We start from the raw sequence: 14465 nt of genomic DNA, 5'->3' as shown, positions 1-14465 counted from the left end.
AATTAAGGCTTTGACCAATTATCATTGGTTGACTTATTGATGATTTGTTGTAGACCTTTGTCAACCGGATTCCGTATGAGACTTGTGTCGCATCCCCATCGAATTGGCATACCACGGGGGGATTGCCCCTACCAAACACTATCTCATGACTAATGATTTATTACTAAGTAGGTGGAAATAAACATGGCGTGGGGGAGGCGGACCTTTGCATTAATAATAAACTAGCAGCTAGTATAGATCATTGCCTTACCAGCCCCTAATATTTTTTATTTTTGGTCGCCTTTACCTACTTTTTAACTAATAACTTTTGACGAAATCCGCTTCTTCTCAAGATATTGTTGGTGGTAATCCTCTGCCATATAAAATTCACCAGCAGGTTTGATTTCGGTGGCAATATCTTTGTCGTATTTACCGGAAATTTGCAATTTTTGTTTGGAGAGACGAGCGGCTTTTTCTTGTTCCCAATTGTGATAAAAAATCACAGACCTGTACTGTTCGCCTCTGTCGGGGCCTTGGTGATTGATTTGGGTAGGATCGTGACAGTTCCAGAATACATCTAGCAGTGCTTCGTAACTCACCTGCGATCGATCGTACTCTATCAGCACAGATTCAGCGTGACCAGTGACTCTGGCGCAAACATCCAGGTAGCACGGGTTCGGCCAGTGACCTCCTGTATAGCCCGCCGCAGTCGAGACGACACCCGCAACGGCGCGAAACTTGTGTTCAACTCCCCAAAAACAACCGGCGGCAAATGTGGCTTTTTCCATTATGTTACTCATGGTATTGGGAGAAAACTTGGCACTAGGTTATGCTTGACATATCCCCATCAGTGTGCATTCCCAAACTAATCGTGGCTGTACGTAGTTTAGCAAATATTGTCGTGCTTTTTCCAAGGGCTCTAAGGGCGATCGACTAATTCCCCCTGCCAAAAATTGCTGCCAGTAACAGTGCTGTAAATAATCGATTAACCACAACTGAGATTCAGTATCTAAAGTTTTATCAATTTCCTTGGCCAATTCCAAAGCAGACCGCAGATTTTGAGGCAACTGCTTCACCTTTTGCAGCAAATCATCGGGTATGGATTGCAGTTGCTGCCAAATAGCAATTGCCTCCCCAGGACTGCCTTGAGCCATCCCCAGTACCTCGGAATGCTCCAAAATCTCCGCGAATCCGGCTTGCTGCAAAACTTGTGCCATTGCTTCGGGATTCAGCCGAGAAAACTGGATTTTTTGGCAACGAGAAATTAAAGTGGGCAGCAAAGCTTCCACAGTCGGAGCAATTAAGATTAGCGCTGCTTTTCCTGGTTCTTCCAATGTCTTCAACAAGCCGTTAGCGGCTCCCTCACCCATTGTTTCTGCTTGTTCCAAAACTACCACTGAATGCGCAGCTTCTAGCGGCGGTCGGCTGAGAAAATCACCGATTTCTCGAACTTGTTCTAAACGAATTTGTGGTGGTGCTTTCCGCTTTAAACCGGCTTCCTCTGCTTCCTTGGGCGAAAGCCGTTTTCCTTGGTTCATATAAGTTGGTTCTACCCAAAGTAAGTCTGGATGATTGCGCTGCTGCACGCGATTTTGCACAGAGGCTATGAGTCGGGTTTCGGGAAGATTGGCTGAGAATAAAAGCTCGATGAAACACTGAGCAGCTAAACTTTTGCCGATGCCGTTAGAGCCGACAAATAAATAGCCAGGAGCAATTCGGTTTCGCTCGACTGCTTGTGTTAGCAATTCTACTGGTCGCTCTTGTCCGATTAGTGATGTGAAATAATTCATGTGATAGTTGACAGTTGACAGTTGACAGTTGACAGCTTGCCCGAAGAGCGCAGTCGAAGGGTTGACAGTTGACAGTATTCAGTTGACAGAAGGAAGTTATTGTAGGGTGGGTCAGGGGCGCTGAATGTAATGACTACCTATTCAAGAATTTTGCCCTGAGCGCTACCCTATGGTGAGTTAGTTACAACGAAGAAACCGGGTTTTTCCTCGAACTTGAGAATTTTTAGGAAATATTTCGTAAAAAACCCGGTTTTTGGCTATCTATGTAAGCTTACTTTTCAGAATTGGTATTATTTAAATATCCCCAAGCTTCTAACCTGCGAGTTACAATAGTTTGAATTTCCTGAGCGACTTCATATTCAGGGCGATCGGCATTTATCCGGACAATTCGAGATTTATTTTCCTGGGCTAACTCCGCAAAACCTTGCTGCACCTGGTGGTGAAACTTCAAATCTGCTTGCTCGATCCGATCGCACCCTCCCCGAGCCCTTACCCTCGCCAAACCCGCCTCCACATTAATATCCAGCCACAAAGTCAGATCGCTTTCCAAGCCGCCGGTGGCAATGTCATTCAACTGCTTAATTAAATTTAACTTAAGACCGCGGCCGTAGCCCTGATAAGCAATCGTAGAGTCAGTAAAGCGATCGCATAAAACAATCGTTCCCTTCGATAACTCGGGTTTAAGAAAAGTTTCGACGTGTTGAGCGCGATCGGCAGCATACATGAGTAATTCTGCTCGATCGGATACAGATTCGCCCCCATCTTGTTTCAGCAACAAATGTCGCAGTCCCCTTCCCAGCTCAGTCCCCCCCGGTTCGCGAGTAGCCACCAAGCGGACTCTCAGAAAGCAACTTGCTTGCATGAACTGTATCAAGCGCTGCATTTGCGTAGTTTTACCCGCACCTTCAACCCCCTCAAACACGATAAGTTTGCCCTTCATTGCCCTAACTTCCCATCTCCATAAAATAAATCTATATTGTTCTGTGCATCGGTTCTAGGTTCGGTATGATAATAAAGTCTAAATGCCTCACGGCTGGAGTTGTCTATGGCTCGCTATACTGGTTTTTTTATCGTTGCCGTTCCGATCGACCGTCTCCGTCAATCCCTGATTGAAATTTTAGAGTCATGCAATCTTGATATTATCTACAATACAGGAGATTCAGTCATGGCTCGCGAGCTCCCAGGTCAAGTTTCGCTTGCCAAACTTGTCACCGCAGAAGTCCTAATTGAGAAAAACACGGCCAGCGACTCAGAGGTTCGCATGAACTTCGTGATTAAAAACGAAGAACTGCCCCTGCAAACCAACAACCACTGCCGTCAAATGTTCGAGCTAGTGAGTCGTTCCGTTATGAACAACAATAATTGGCGACTCTTGGAAAGTATGGCACTGTAGCCATCAGTCAGTCGATTTTACATTTGAGATTTTAGATTGACTCCACAGATGAATCTGGGGCCTCGAACTAACGTCAAAACTTCTTTGATCTCGACTCCTGGTGTGGGGGCTTGTATCCGTCTTGGGATGAGGTCATTAGTCATTAGTTTCTAGCTAATGACCGATGGCCTCCGATTTTTATATGCAATCCCTAAATTTAAGCTCGAAATCCGCGTCGCAGCAGCAAAGAATTTGTAACCACGCTAACAGAACTAAACGCCATAAATGCTCCGGCCGCTGCAGGACTGAGTAGAATTCCGGTTGCAGGCAGCAAGATACCCGCTGCCACCGGAATTCCCAGAGTATTGTAAGCAAAAGCCCAAAATAAATTTTGGCGAATCTTATTAAAAGTAGCGCGCCCCAGCTCGATCGACTCAACAACATCCATCAAAGCATTTCGCATCAGCACAATTTGAGCAGTCTCAACTGCGACATCCGTGCCGCAGTGCAAACCGATACCGACATCAGCTTGAGCCAAAGCCGGCGCGTCATTGATACCATCACCCACCACAGCCACTTTACAGCCTTGGGCTTGCAAAGTCGCGATCGCCCTCGCCTTCCCCTCCGGCCGCACCCCGGCCAAAACATCAGCCGCCGCCAAATCTAGCTGCTGCGCCGTCGTCGCCGCCGCAGACGCCGTATCCCCCGTCAGCATCATCACCCGCAATCCCATGCCCCGCAAACGTTCCACCGCCGCCTTAGCATCCAGCCTCAGAGTATCTTTTAGCCCAATTACCCCCAGCAAAACGCCCCCAGAAGCCACGTAAACCGCCGTTTTGCCTTTGCAAGACCCCGACAATTCCGTCGCCACTGCGACCCCCTGCTCCTTCATCCACTCAGCATTCCCCGCGAACACCCGCCGGCCATCCACCAAAGCAGAAACCCCGAAGCCCGGTTCCGTGCAAAAATCCTCAGCAGCTAGCAGCGGCAAACCTTGCTGTTGAGCTTCCAGCAAAATCGCTGCGGCGATGGGATGACAAGCGCCCCTTTCCACCGCCGCCGCAATTTGCAGCAGTTTTGAGTCAACTCTGCCAAAAACTCCATCAATTGTGGAACAGGCGTCTTGCCTGTTTCCACCATTAATATCTAAGTTCAAATCCAACTCCGAATTCTGGAAAATCGGCAAATAATCTGTGAGTGTGAGATTTCCGGTTGTCAGAGTGCCAGTCTTGTCAAAAACCACCGTATCTAATTGATGCACCCGTTCTAAAACATCACCACCGCGAATTAAAAGTCCGCGCTCCGCCCCGATGCCAGAACCGACTAAAATTGCTGTTGGGGTAGCCAGTCCCAAAGCGCAAGGACAAGCAATGACTAAAACTGCGATCGCCAATTTCAAACTTAACAGCAAAGGCGATTGATAATGGATAATTGGCAATTCATTTCCCATATTCATTGCCCCGTGTCCCATATCCATTGCCCCGTGTCCTAAAAGCACAGAAGGCCAAATATGAGTGCCGGCAAAATACCAAAATAGGAAAGTTAAAACCGATATCCCCATTACCCCATACACAAAATATCCCGCCACAGTATCAGCTAAATTTTGAATCGGCGCTTTGCGAGTTTGGGCTGCCTGCACCAAAGCCACCATTTGAGCTACAGTTGTTTCCTTACCGGTACGAGTTGCCCGCATCACAACTGCCCCGGATTTATTGATAGTTCCGGCGGCAACTGTATCTCCTGGTTGCTTCAAAACCGGCATTGATTCGCCAGTCAGCATCGACTCATCTATGGTTGTTTTGCCTTCGCAGACTTCACCGTCTACCGGAATTTTTTCCCCGGGAAAAACTTGCAGCCATTCTCCGACTCGGACGCGATCGGCGGGAATTTCAATGTATTGTGGATCGTAGACCGCAGATGTCGAATTTAAAGGCAATTCTTCCGATCGCAAATCTAAACTCGGGAGTTTAAAATCAACTAAGCGGGCTTTCGCCGGTTGCAATGCGATTAAAGCTTGCAAAGCTGATGCAGCGCGCCGTCTGGCTTGCTGTTCCAGAGTTTTCCCCAACAAAATAAAGCCCAGCAGCATCACCGGTTCGTCAAAAAAACATTCCCATCCCATCCGTGGAAACAGCAGCGCCGCGTTGCTAGCCGTGTAAGCTGTGACAGCGCCTAAAGCTACCAAAGTATTCATGTTGGGTGCATTTCGCCACAAACTGCGGCACCCGTCAACGATAATCGGGCGGCCCGGTAGCAGCAAAGCTAGGGTGGCGAGTCCCCAGTGAAACCAAATATTGCTGAGAATGGGGGCTTTTGTGCCGAGTACGTGACCTAAACCGGATAGAATAATTAGGATAAGGGCGATCGTCAATTGCTTGATTTGCTGTCGAATTTCTTGTCGCCGCCGTTCAATTGTTGCGGCTTCTGCTTCCTGCTGATTTTCACCTAAACGAGACTGAGAGGGAAATCCATTATCAGTCAACTTTTTCGCTAAAGCCTCTGCATCGACAGCCCCCGGTTGACACTCAACCGTCGCGACTTCTACGGCCAAGTTAACGCAAGCTGAAATTACGCCTGAATACTGCATGAGTTGGCGTTCCACAGCTTTCGCGCAGCCGGCACATTTCATCCCGCCGACATCGAAAGTAACAAGTTCTGGCGGTGATTCTTTAACTGGTAGGATTTCTGGTTGGATTTCGCGGATTGTTTTGGGGACAAATTGCATGGTTTTTTTGGTATTGATTAGAATATTTCGGTGTTTGTGAAATGGTTTAATTCACGGTTTAGACAAACGTCTATATTTTTATCATAAATAAATATTGTGGCATCTTCCGAAAGTGTTAGTTTTTTTTAATTCTTATTAATTCCCGGCGGTTAAATCTGCAGTCCGGCAGCGGTTGAAACAACTGTCGGACTGCGGGTTTAATGCTAAGACACGCTTGGGACAACGCATTGCCGTTTCCTTATTTGATATAATTATCCCCTTGCCTAGTTAGTCTCCAGCTTTTATTTGACGAATTTAGCTATGACAGAAACATCAAAATTTTATATTGTTAAACGTCCTGCCGGTAATTGCGAGATTTTGCCGTTGGCGGAGCCCTCGCAGAGGATCGCCCAACTCGAAGAACCAAACCCCAGTATTATTGAAAAGTGGGGCCCTTACGATTCTGCCGAAGATGCCATTGCCCGCCGCATCGGATTAATTCGCGCCGGCAAATGCCAGCCGCAATGACGGATTACTATTACTTTCCTCCGAATCGCGAAAGCTAACGTGATATCAAATCTGTTAGCCTCGGAATTCTGCATATCTCTCTTGTTTTCATCTGCGTGAATCTGCGTGAATCCATTGTCATTTGCGGTTAACACATTCTCTTTTTTTAACCGCAGATGAGGACAGATAAACACAGATTAACGCAGATTAATTATATAAATTTCGGTTGCACCGGACGCATTGCCAAAAATAGCGAAGCATTCGAGTTTAAAATCTTGGCTTTTAGCCGTAATTCTTCCCCCGAATGCTTTTTTTTACTGAAACCCTACACAGGTTTTCTACTTGGATTTAGAAGGTGCTGCACTCGGTTTTGCCTGCGCCGCAGTCGGCTTAGGTGGCGCTGCATTCGGTTTCGACTCCGCCTTCTTGTTCCCTGTTTTACCAGTAACTTGCTGTGTCAAAACTTCCATAGCTTTCGCGTACTGCGGATCTGCTGCCGTAGCAATTTTAGCGCGATCGCGCCTCAACTCCTGTTTTTGAGCGTCAGTGAGTTCAACCTGAAAATCCGGTTTAATTCCCATGTGGTTGATATCAGTGCCGTTGGGAGTAAAATACTTGGCAATTGTCACCGCCAAACCGGAACCATTTCCTACGCCGCGTACTGACTGAACTAAACCTTTCCCAAAGGTCTTTGTTCCCACCAAAACCGCGCGTTTGTTGTCTTGCAAAGCACCGGATAGAATCTCGCTAGCACTTGCTGAACCGCCGTCTACCAGTACAACTAACGGTTTGTCTGTGAGCTCTGCCTTATTTGCCGTTTGTTTATCGGCCTCACCGACTCGATCGACTGTCGAGACGATCGTACCTTCTTTGAGCCACATCCGAGCAATTTCAATACTTCCGTACAGCAACCCGCCGGGATTGGAACGCAAGTCTAAAATATAGCCCGTCACCTTCTTCTGTTCCAAATCCTTAATTGCCGATCGCATTTCCGATGCAGCATTCGCACTGAACTGATTTAAGCGAATATAGCCGACTTCTCCGATCGGGGTTTTCTGCACCGACTTCCGCACTGGATGAATTTCAATTTTAGCGCGTTTCAGCTTGAATGCTAATTCCTTGCTGTTCCGCAAAATCGTCAGCGTCACCTCAGTATTCGCCTGGCCGCGAATCAAACTTACCGCTTGATTTGTATCCATGCCTTCTGTCGTTTTGCCGTCAATCTTAGTAATGATATCTTTTGCCAAAATACCAGCAGTAAAAGCAGGGGTATCTTCGATCGGCGAAATCACTACCAACTTCTTAGTTTTCTCATCTTGAGTCAACTGAATCCCAACTCCTGTCAGTTCCCCAGAAGTCTCAACCTGCATATTTTTGAACTCTTCAGGGTCCATAAACCGCGTATAAGGATCGTCCAGCTTTTTCAGCATTTCCCGAATTGCTTTGTAAGCTTCCTCGTCGCTGGTATAAGTCCGATTCAAATAATCATTCCGCACCGCTTTCCAGTCAACCTGGTTAAAAGTGCCATCTACATAACTTTTGTCAATAATTTGCCAAACTTCATCAACCAACTCTTTAGGGCTTCCCCGAAAAGAAGCTAGAGATTTAGAACTGCAACCAGTGTTCGCAAGAGTTACAGCAGTGAGTACCACCGCTGCTGCACTTAGAACAAGACCTCGTTTTGTTATAACCATTTGTCTGACGCGCGGGAGGAAAAGAGTTCAGAATAATTACGCTCAATCTAACACAGGCAAGGCCGGCTCGCGTTTGGCCTACAGATATTATTCCACTTTGCCGAGTTTTGTTCCCTTTCGCCACAGGGAAGATGCCTGTGCCAACACAATAGTTGTGGGGTGGGCATGGAGACCCAAAAGCCACAGGCAAGATGCCTGTGCCACAAAAAACTCTTGTGGGGTGGGCATCTTGCCCGCCCCCAAACTTCAAAACTAAATCCAGCAAAGCCTACTCAGGCTCAACCCAGCGATCGTCCGATTTAATCAAGTCTATCAATTCTGCCACTCCTCGGTCTTCCGGCACTTTCTTAATTTCTTCCCGGCCGCGGTACAGCGAAATATAACCCGGTTGCTTCCCGACGTAGCCGTAATCAGCATCAGCCATTTCTCCTGGCCCATTGACAATACAGCCCATTACTGCAATATCCAAACCCGTGAGATGCTTCGTCGCCTCTCTCACTTGATGTAGCACTTCCTCTAAATTAAACAAAGTGCGACCGCAGGAAGGACAAGCGACATACTCAACCATCGTTTTCCGCAGTCCCAAGGCTTGCAGAATGCTGTAGCAAACGGGAATCTCCTTTTCTGGGGCCTCTGTCAGCGAGACGCGGATGGTGTCGCCGATGCCGTCAGTCAGCAGCGGTGCGAGCCCTGCGGTGGATTTGATGCGGCCGTATTCGCCGTCTCCTGCTTCCGTGACGCCGAGATGCAGCGGGTAATCCATGCCGAGTTCGTCCATCCGGTGCACCATCAAGCGGTAAGCAGCCACCATCACGGGCGCGCGGGAGGCTTTCAGGGAAAGTACGATATTTCGGAAGTCGAGGGATTCGCAAATTTTGATGAATTCCAGGGCCGATTCCACCATGCCTTCGGGGGTGTCGCCGTAGGTAAACAGCATCCGTTCGGCGAGGGAACCGTGATTAACGCCGATTCGCAAAGCTTTACCTTGATCGCGCAGGGAAATCACCAGAGGTTCCAGGGTTTCGCGGATTTTTTCGCCAATTTCGGCGAATTCGGAGTCAGTGTATTCGCTTCTGTCGGCTTTCGGCTTCTCGAACACGTAAAGTCCGGGATTGATTCTCACTTTGTCTACGTGTTTGGCGACTTCCAGGGCAATTTTCATGCCGTTGTGGTGGACATCGGCGACGAGGGGCACGGGTTGGTAGGTGGCGTGCAATTTTTGCTTGATTTCGGCTAAAGCTTTGGCGTGGGCCATGCTGGGCACTGTGACGCGGACGATTTCGCAGCCAATCTCGTGCAAGCGGCGAATTCCTGCGACTGAACCGTCGATGTCGAGGGTGTCTTCGTTAATCATCGATTGAACTACGACGGGATAGCCGCCGCCGATCGTGACGCTACCGACTTGGACGGGTCGGGTTTTGCGGCGTTTGATGGTGGTGTCGAAGATTGGTTCGGTGGTGGGGGTTTTAGTGGGGTTCGGCAGAGTTTGCATAACTGGTTGCTAGGGTTCTGTAATTAGAGTTTATAAAATTGTGTCTGCTGTTTTTTAGGTTTGCACAGAAAGGGTCTGTTTGGGCAAAGAGGTTTTGCAATTTATGATTCTTAATGAGATTGCTGCGAATTTGTCGATCGAATTATGTCGGAAAAGGGCGATCGAACTAAAGGCCAACCATCACCGGGAAAGCGCAATGAAGTTGGGCCCGTGGAACTAAACCCAACTTACAAAATATAGTTAAAATACAGGCTAGGCCGAGATAAAAATTAATATTGGTTGGCGGTGAGGAGAATGGTTTGGACACCGGGGCAGCGGTTAAATGGCGATCGGTATATCATTGAAGCCAAGTTAGGTGAGGGCGGCTTTGGGGTCACGTACCTAGCGCAGAAGGCGCAAAACAGGCAGCGGGTTGTCATCAAAACGCTGAAAGATGAATTATTGAGCCATCCAAATTTTTCCAGGTATCGGGACAAATTTCGCGATGAGGCGCTACTACTAGCTGTGTGCAAGCATCCCAATATTGTGCAAATATACACCTACTTCACTCACGATGATTTCCCTTGCATTGCGATGGAATATGTGGCAGGAGAAGATTTGTGGAAATGGGTGAAAAGGCGCGGTATTCTGTCAGAAACAGAAGCTTTAAACTACGTCCGTCAAGTAGGAGAAGCCGTAATAGTAGTTCACGACAAAGGTTTGCTCCATCGGGATATCAAGCCACAAAACATTATGGTGCGTGACAATCAAGATGCAGTTTTGATTGACTTTGGTTTGGCGCGTGGTTTTATTCCCAATCGCACTCAGGAAATCACTGTTGAACTGACACAGGGTTTTGCTCCTCCTGAACAGTACGGCCGAATTGGAAAATTTGCTCAGTACACAGATGTTTATGCTCTGGCGGCAACGCTATACTATCTGCTAACGAAAACATCGCCAACTGGTGCGGACTTGAGAGGCTTGAAGCATCCTTTAAAGTCGCCTCTTCAGATTAATTCCTGCATCAGCGATGAAGTGAATGAGGCAATTCTTCAAGGGATGGAAATGGATGCGATAAAGCGCCCTCAGTCGGTTCAAGAATGGTTGGCTATGCTTCCCCAACCTCCTATTCGCGAGACGCAAACAGGGGGTGTTTTGCCAACGATTCCTAGCCCGCAGCCCGCGTCACAACCTGTAAAATTGATTTCAGCACAAGGAGTCGATTATCGTCAACTCGATCGGCTGTTGGCTAGCGAAAAATGGAAAGAGGCTGATCGGGAAACGGCTAGAGTGATGTTGAAGGTGGCGGGTGAGAAGGAAGACGGATGCCTGAATAATGAACATATTGATAATTTTCCCTGCGAAGACTTGCGAACGATTGACCAACTTTGGGTAAAATACAGTAATGAGCGCTTCGGCTTTTCGGTGCAGAAGCGCATTTATCAAAGTCTGGGGGGAACCAGGGAATTTGATAGTAAAATATGGGAAGCATTCAAAGATAGGTTAGGTTGGCGTGTGAATAGTAACCAGTTGCATTATATAGATATCAAATTCAACACCAAAGCACCAGAAGGTCACCTCCCAGCCCGAGGACGTAAGGGGTTAGCTTGTGGCTTGTTAAGTCTCTTCTCTCGCGTCGAGACTTGCAAGGTGTAACATCTAAAAGTTTCAGAACTTTGTTAACTGCGGATAGATTAAAGCCACTCGCATAAAATGATAGAAAAAGGTGCAAAAAGTGGCAGACCCTTCAATCCCTCGAAAGCTAGTGGAAACCTCCTCAACTTATCTTATCAAAATGTTAAAATTACTGATAAAGGCGTTGCCTTAGTTGAAGCTCATGTTCGCAGATTTAATCCAGTTGGTGAACCTGAGCTAAGAATGGTTGAAAGGTTAAGAGGTATGACCACCCAAACCCTTGTAGCTGAGCCTCTTGATTTACGCTTTTATACTCACGAGTTACGCGAGTATCTCAGGTATAAAAAGCTTGGCTACCCAACTGGACAACCCGCTGACCCGGATGAGGCTTATGAACTTTGGAACAATGCTCACACAGCTACTCTTGAAGAATATAAATTAAAAGAAGGATTCGGCGTTTTATTTCATCCGAGCGTAGAGGAATTTTGATGAAAAACCTAACTCAATTAACCCAGCTTGAATTAGTGCTGCTGGAATTAGTAGCTAAAGGTCAAGGAAAGTGGAGTTGGTACGAACTCGCGAATGCACTTTCCCGTCGAGATGTACCGCGAGAACCTGACATGATGGTTGTCTTAAAAAAACTGGCTGCTGAGGGCTTGGTTAAACGATATGTAGAAACAAATTCGCCTCGCGACAGATGGGAATTGACGCCAGAAGGGTCTATTGTGTTGGCAAACCCAAAAGCAGATAGTCAAAGCAGAATTAGAATTTATGCAATTGGCATCCAGAAATCAGAAAGCAATTCTTCGACTTATTTTACCAGAGTTCCCGGGATGCCTAGCAAAATGAATTCTTCTGCTTATGGTCCCAGAGTTCCCCGGCTGCCTAGGAACAGGAAGAACAATCGAGGAAGTAGAACCGCAAATTAAAGCAGCCATAGTTTTTCATTTAGAAGAGTTGCGTCAATCTGGTTCGTCTATTCCTGAAGCCAGGACTTTATGCAAATATGTTGAGGTTTAATGTAATTAAAACTATCAATTAGTATGTGGATGGTGTTGTAGAAGTTATTGCAGGCAAGATTCGATCGCACTTTCCAATCATCCATCAAAAATCAAGGCGCGATCGCACTTCACTCAATAAATCTATCTCGCGGGTGATGCGATCGCCCCTCATCCCCAGCAAAACTAAAAAATGTACTGGCAAATCCCTTCACAAACCCAGGCTCAGCAATTAAATAATCTGAGGTTTTCCATTGGACGATCGCACCAACCCATCAACCACCGCAGCTAACAACCGCCGACCTCTCATTATCGCAGGAATTCTCCTCGGTATCGGTCAAGCCGGGTTTTTTGACGGCATTGTGCTGCACCAACTCCTCCAGTGGCACCATATGTTTAGCAGCCTTAAAACCGATGCTACTGTTGCCGGTTTAGAATTAAATACCCTCGGAGATGGATTGTTTCACGCTGCGGATTGGTTGGTAACAGTGGCGGGAATCTTCTGTTTGTGGAGTGCGGTGAAGCGCAAAGATGTTTTTCTGTCAACTCAAACTTTTTTGGGTTCAATATTAATCGGTGCTGGATTATTTGACTTTGTTGAAGGCATTGTTGACCATCAAATTTTGGGAATCCACCACGTCAAACCCGGTATCAACGAGTTAGCTTGGGATTTAGGATTTCTCGCTCTCGGTCTTATTTTAGCGTTGTTAGGTTGGATGGTGCTACAGAGTGAAGTTCCAGCAGATAGTAAAGTTTAAATGAATGCAAAGATTGGGAATTATACAAAATCCGCCTTAAAAATCCCTGACTCTCTGTTTAACTCCTCAGTTCATCCCGCCGCGAATCCAACCACGCGCTCAAATCCTCTTGACTCCTAAAATCTAACAAAGCCTCTCCTAAATCATCTAACTGTTCCCCAGATAATCCCTGAATGCGAGTTTGAACTTCCACTGTAACATCACCCACCCGCCGCACGAGGAGACGCATAATTAATCCTATTTCCCCCTCAATTTTACCCCTTTCGATTCCTTGTTCGATTCCTTGTTCGATTCCTTGTTGTATTCCCTGTTCAATCCCCTGTTGTATACCAATTTCTATCCCTTTCATCACAGACCCGATTTGGTCTTGGATAAACATTTCTCGTTTGTCTACATCATTCAATTCGTCTAGTGTCAAATTTGCTCGGTTGGCAATTCCCAGCGCGCTATTAATCTCTTCAATAGACCCCAATGTATCTGGTACTGCTTCCAAAGAGGGCGCGTTTTTCATAAAGTAAATCCATTTTTCCGGCAGAGTTTCGAGTTCATTCAATTCTTTTTTGAATTTCGGCAACTCGACAAACACTAACTTTAACTCGCAGTTAGGATAGACGAATTTCTCTTCGGTTTCTGTGAATTCAAAGTTAGAGATGAGTTTTTCGCAGTTTTCAAATAAGATAAAGTCGGTAATAGTTAAAGCAATGACCGGATTTAACTTTAAATAACCTTCTCCAGCTTTGAGTTGAGTAGAATAGGTTTTGGCTGCGTTGTACACGACTCGTTTTTCAAAGGCGGCGACGTTGAGTACCTGCATTTCCACAATCACGGTTTTGTTTCCGGTAATCTTGGCTTTGACATCCAGGTAAGTGTCTTTCAATCCTGTAACGCTTCCGGCTGAATAAGGGTCAATTATTTCTAATTCTTGGATGGTTGGTTCTCCGTTATACAGCATTGCATTTAGGAAGCTGATGAGAATTTCGGGATGTTCGGAAGAAGCGAATATTTTTTTGAATGCAAAGTCTGTTTTGGGACTGATGAAGCGCATATATTTTATAGGATTTTTTGATTAACCGCAGAGGGCGCTGAGGACACAGAGGAGGAGAAAAGAGAGGAAGATGGATATTGGCAAATATTGGAAGGGTTGGGTTTTGTTGTCTCAACCCAACCTGTTATCTGAATGCTTTTATCAGCCTGTGGCTTGAGTAGTAGTTGCAGCGGATATCACTAGCTTTCCAGTTATATCCATTGTTGCTAGCTTCAGCACTTCATTAAAAGCTAAACCCCGAATTTTGAGTTCCCACCGAATGCCTTTTGCTTTCATTCGCTTGGCTTTCCGCATATCGACATCAGCAGCTTTTTGATTCAAGAGCAAATATTTCATTGCTGCTGTAGCTTCTACTTTGGTGGAAAATGCAATATAAGTGATAAATCCGCCGTCCCAGTGATTGGCGTTGCGGACACTGCTGATAGTCGCGACTCTCGGACTAAAGCGGTTCCAGTAAAAGTCGCTGTAGCCGATCGAATGTGTATTAACTTGGAGTTTATTTGCCATCTGAC

17 protein-coding genes are annotated in these 14465 nt (G+C 46.5%); 8 read left to right on the top strand and 9 right to left on the bottom strand.

What is annotated here, in order from left to right:
• Positions 1-293: 293 nt before the first annotated feature.
• The 3 genes from msrA to tmk form a co-directional block, all read right to left on the bottom strand.
• Positions 294-779, bottom strand: coding sequence for a peptide-methionine (S)-S-oxide reductase MsrA (gene msrA / locus QUA40_RS07905; RefSeq protein WP_333123669.1), 486 nt, complete (start codon positions 777-779; stop codon positions 294-296).
• 27 nt (positions 780-806) lie between these two features.
• Positions 807-1769 carry a DNA polymerase III subunit delta' gene (locus QUA40_RS07900; protein WP_333123667.1) on the bottom strand — a complete coding sequence of 321 codons (963 nt, stop codon included), beginning with the start codon at positions 1767-1769 and terminating at the stop codon, positions 807-809.
• Between the two features lie 271 nt (positions 1770-2040).
• Complete coding sequence (gene tmk / locus QUA40_RS07895; RefSeq protein WP_333123665.1) at positions 2041-2709, bottom strand: dTMP kinase; 669 nt, start codon at positions 2707-2709, stop codon at positions 2041-2043.
• Between the two features lie 105 nt (positions 2710-2814).
• Between tmk and QUA40_RS07890 the strand changes: the two genes are divergently transcribed.
• A complete protein-coding gene (locus QUA40_RS07890; protein WP_190740479.1) occupies positions 2815-3162 on the top strand; it encodes a hypothetical protein in 348 nt (115 codons plus the stop codon).
• 196 nt (positions 3163-3358) lie between these two features.
• Here QUA40_RS07890 and QUA40_RS07885 read toward each other — a convergent pair whose 3' ends face one another.
• The gene (locus QUA40_RS07885) at positions 3359-5866 is read right to left on the bottom strand and encodes a heavy metal translocating P-type ATPase (protein ID WP_333123659.1); all 2508 of its coding nucleotides are present in this window, start codon (positions 5864-5866) and stop codon (positions 3359-3361) included.
• A 300-nt stretch (positions 5867-6166) separates the two neighbouring features.
• Here QUA40_RS07885 and QUA40_RS07880 point away from each other — a divergent pair, with 300 nt between their 5' ends.
• Positions 6167-6373 (top strand): DDE transposase family protein, encoded by a 207-nt coding sequence (locus QUA40_RS07880; protein WP_333123657.1) that lies wholly within the window; start codon positions 6167-6169, stop codon positions 6371-6373.
• Positions 6374-6690: 317 nt separating this feature from the next.
• Here QUA40_RS07880 and ctpC read toward each other — a convergent pair whose 3' ends face one another.
• The 3 genes from ctpC to ispG all read right to left on the bottom strand — a co-directional run bounded on the left by ctpC (position 6691) and on the right by ispG (position 9538).
• A complete protein-coding gene (gene ctpC, locus QUA40_RS07875) occupies positions 6691-8046 on the bottom strand; it encodes a carboxyl-terminal processing protease CtpC (RefSeq protein ID WP_333123655.1) in 1356 nt (451 codons plus the stop codon).
• 87 nt (positions 8047-8133) lie between these two features.
• On the bottom strand, positions 8134-8274 hold the full coding sequence (locus QUA40_RS07870; protein ID WP_333123653.1) for a hypothetical protein: 141 nt from the start codon (positions 8272-8274) through the stop codon (positions 8134-8136).
• Between the two features lie 40 nt (positions 8275-8314).
• The gene (ispG, locus tag QUA40_RS07865) at positions 8315-9538 is read right to left on the bottom strand and encodes a (E)-4-hydroxy-3-methylbut-2-enyl-diphosphate synthase (protein ID WP_333123650.1); all 1224 of its coding nucleotides are present in this window, start codon (positions 9536-9538) and stop codon (positions 8315-8317) included.
• Positions 9539-9832: 294 nt separating this feature from the next.
• On the opposite strand from ispG, the gene QUA40_RS07860 reads away from it, so the two are divergent.
• The 6 genes from QUA40_RS07860 to QUA40_RS07835 are packed head-to-tail and all read left to right on the top strand — an operon-like array spanning position 9833 to position 12908.
• Positions 9833-11173 carry a serine/threonine-protein kinase gene (locus tag QUA40_RS07860; protein ID WP_333123647.1) on the top strand — a complete coding sequence of 447 codons (1341 nt, stop codon included), beginning with the start codon at positions 9833-9835 and terminating at the stop codon, positions 11171-11173.
• 57 nt (positions 11174-11230) lie between these two features.
• A complete protein-coding gene (locus QUA40_RS07855; RefSeq protein ID WP_333123644.1) occupies positions 11231-11641 on the top strand; it encodes a hypothetical protein in 411 nt (136 codons plus the stop codon).
• On the top strand, positions 11641-12081 hold the full coding sequence (locus QUA40_RS07850) for a hypothetical protein (RefSeq protein WP_333123676.1): 441 nt from the start codon (positions 11641-11643) through the stop codon (positions 12079-12081). The genes QUA40_RS07855 and QUA40_RS07850 overlap by 1 nt, the downstream gene beginning before the upstream one ends.
• On the top strand, positions 12014-12172 hold the full coding sequence (locus QUA40_RS07845) for a type II toxin-antitoxin system HicB family antitoxin (RefSeq protein WP_333123641.1): 159 nt from the start codon (positions 12014-12016) through the stop codon (positions 12170-12172). The genes QUA40_RS07850 and QUA40_RS07845 overlap by 68 nt, the downstream gene beginning before the upstream one ends.
• Before the next feature lie 25 nt (positions 12173-12197).
• Positions 12198-12386, top strand: coding sequence for a hypothetical protein (locus tag QUA40_RS07840; RefSeq protein ID WP_333123638.1), 189 nt, complete (start codon positions 12198-12200; stop codon positions 12384-12386).
• Positions 12387-12404: 18 nt separating this feature from the next.
• On the top strand, positions 12405-12908 hold the full coding sequence (locus tag QUA40_RS07835) for a DUF2243 domain-containing protein (protein ID WP_333123635.1): 504 nt from the start codon (positions 12405-12407) through the stop codon (positions 12906-12908).
• Between the two features lie 58 nt (positions 12909-12966).
• Here QUA40_RS07835 and QUA40_RS07830 read toward each other — a convergent pair whose 3' ends face one another.
• Positions 12967-13953 (bottom strand): Rpn family recombination-promoting nuclease/putative transposase, encoded by a 987-nt coding sequence (locus QUA40_RS07830; RefSeq protein WP_333123632.1) that lies wholly within the window; start codon positions 13951-13953, stop codon positions 12967-12969.
• Between the two features lie 141 nt (positions 13954-14094).
• On the bottom strand, positions 14095-14460 hold the full coding sequence (locus QUA40_RS07825) for a hypothetical protein (RefSeq protein WP_333123629.1): 366 nt from the start codon (positions 14458-14460) through the stop codon (positions 14095-14097).
• Between the last annotated feature and the right edge of the window lie 5 nt (positions 14461-14465).

Source organism: Microcoleus sp. Pol11C3 (genome assembly GCF_036701485.1).
Taxonomy (GTDB): domain Bacteria; phylum Cyanobacteriota; class Cyanobacteriia; order Cyanobacteriales; family Microcoleaceae; genus Microcoleus.
Note: the sequence above shows the minus strand (reverse complement) of the source record. Positions and strands in the feature narration are given on the sequence as shown.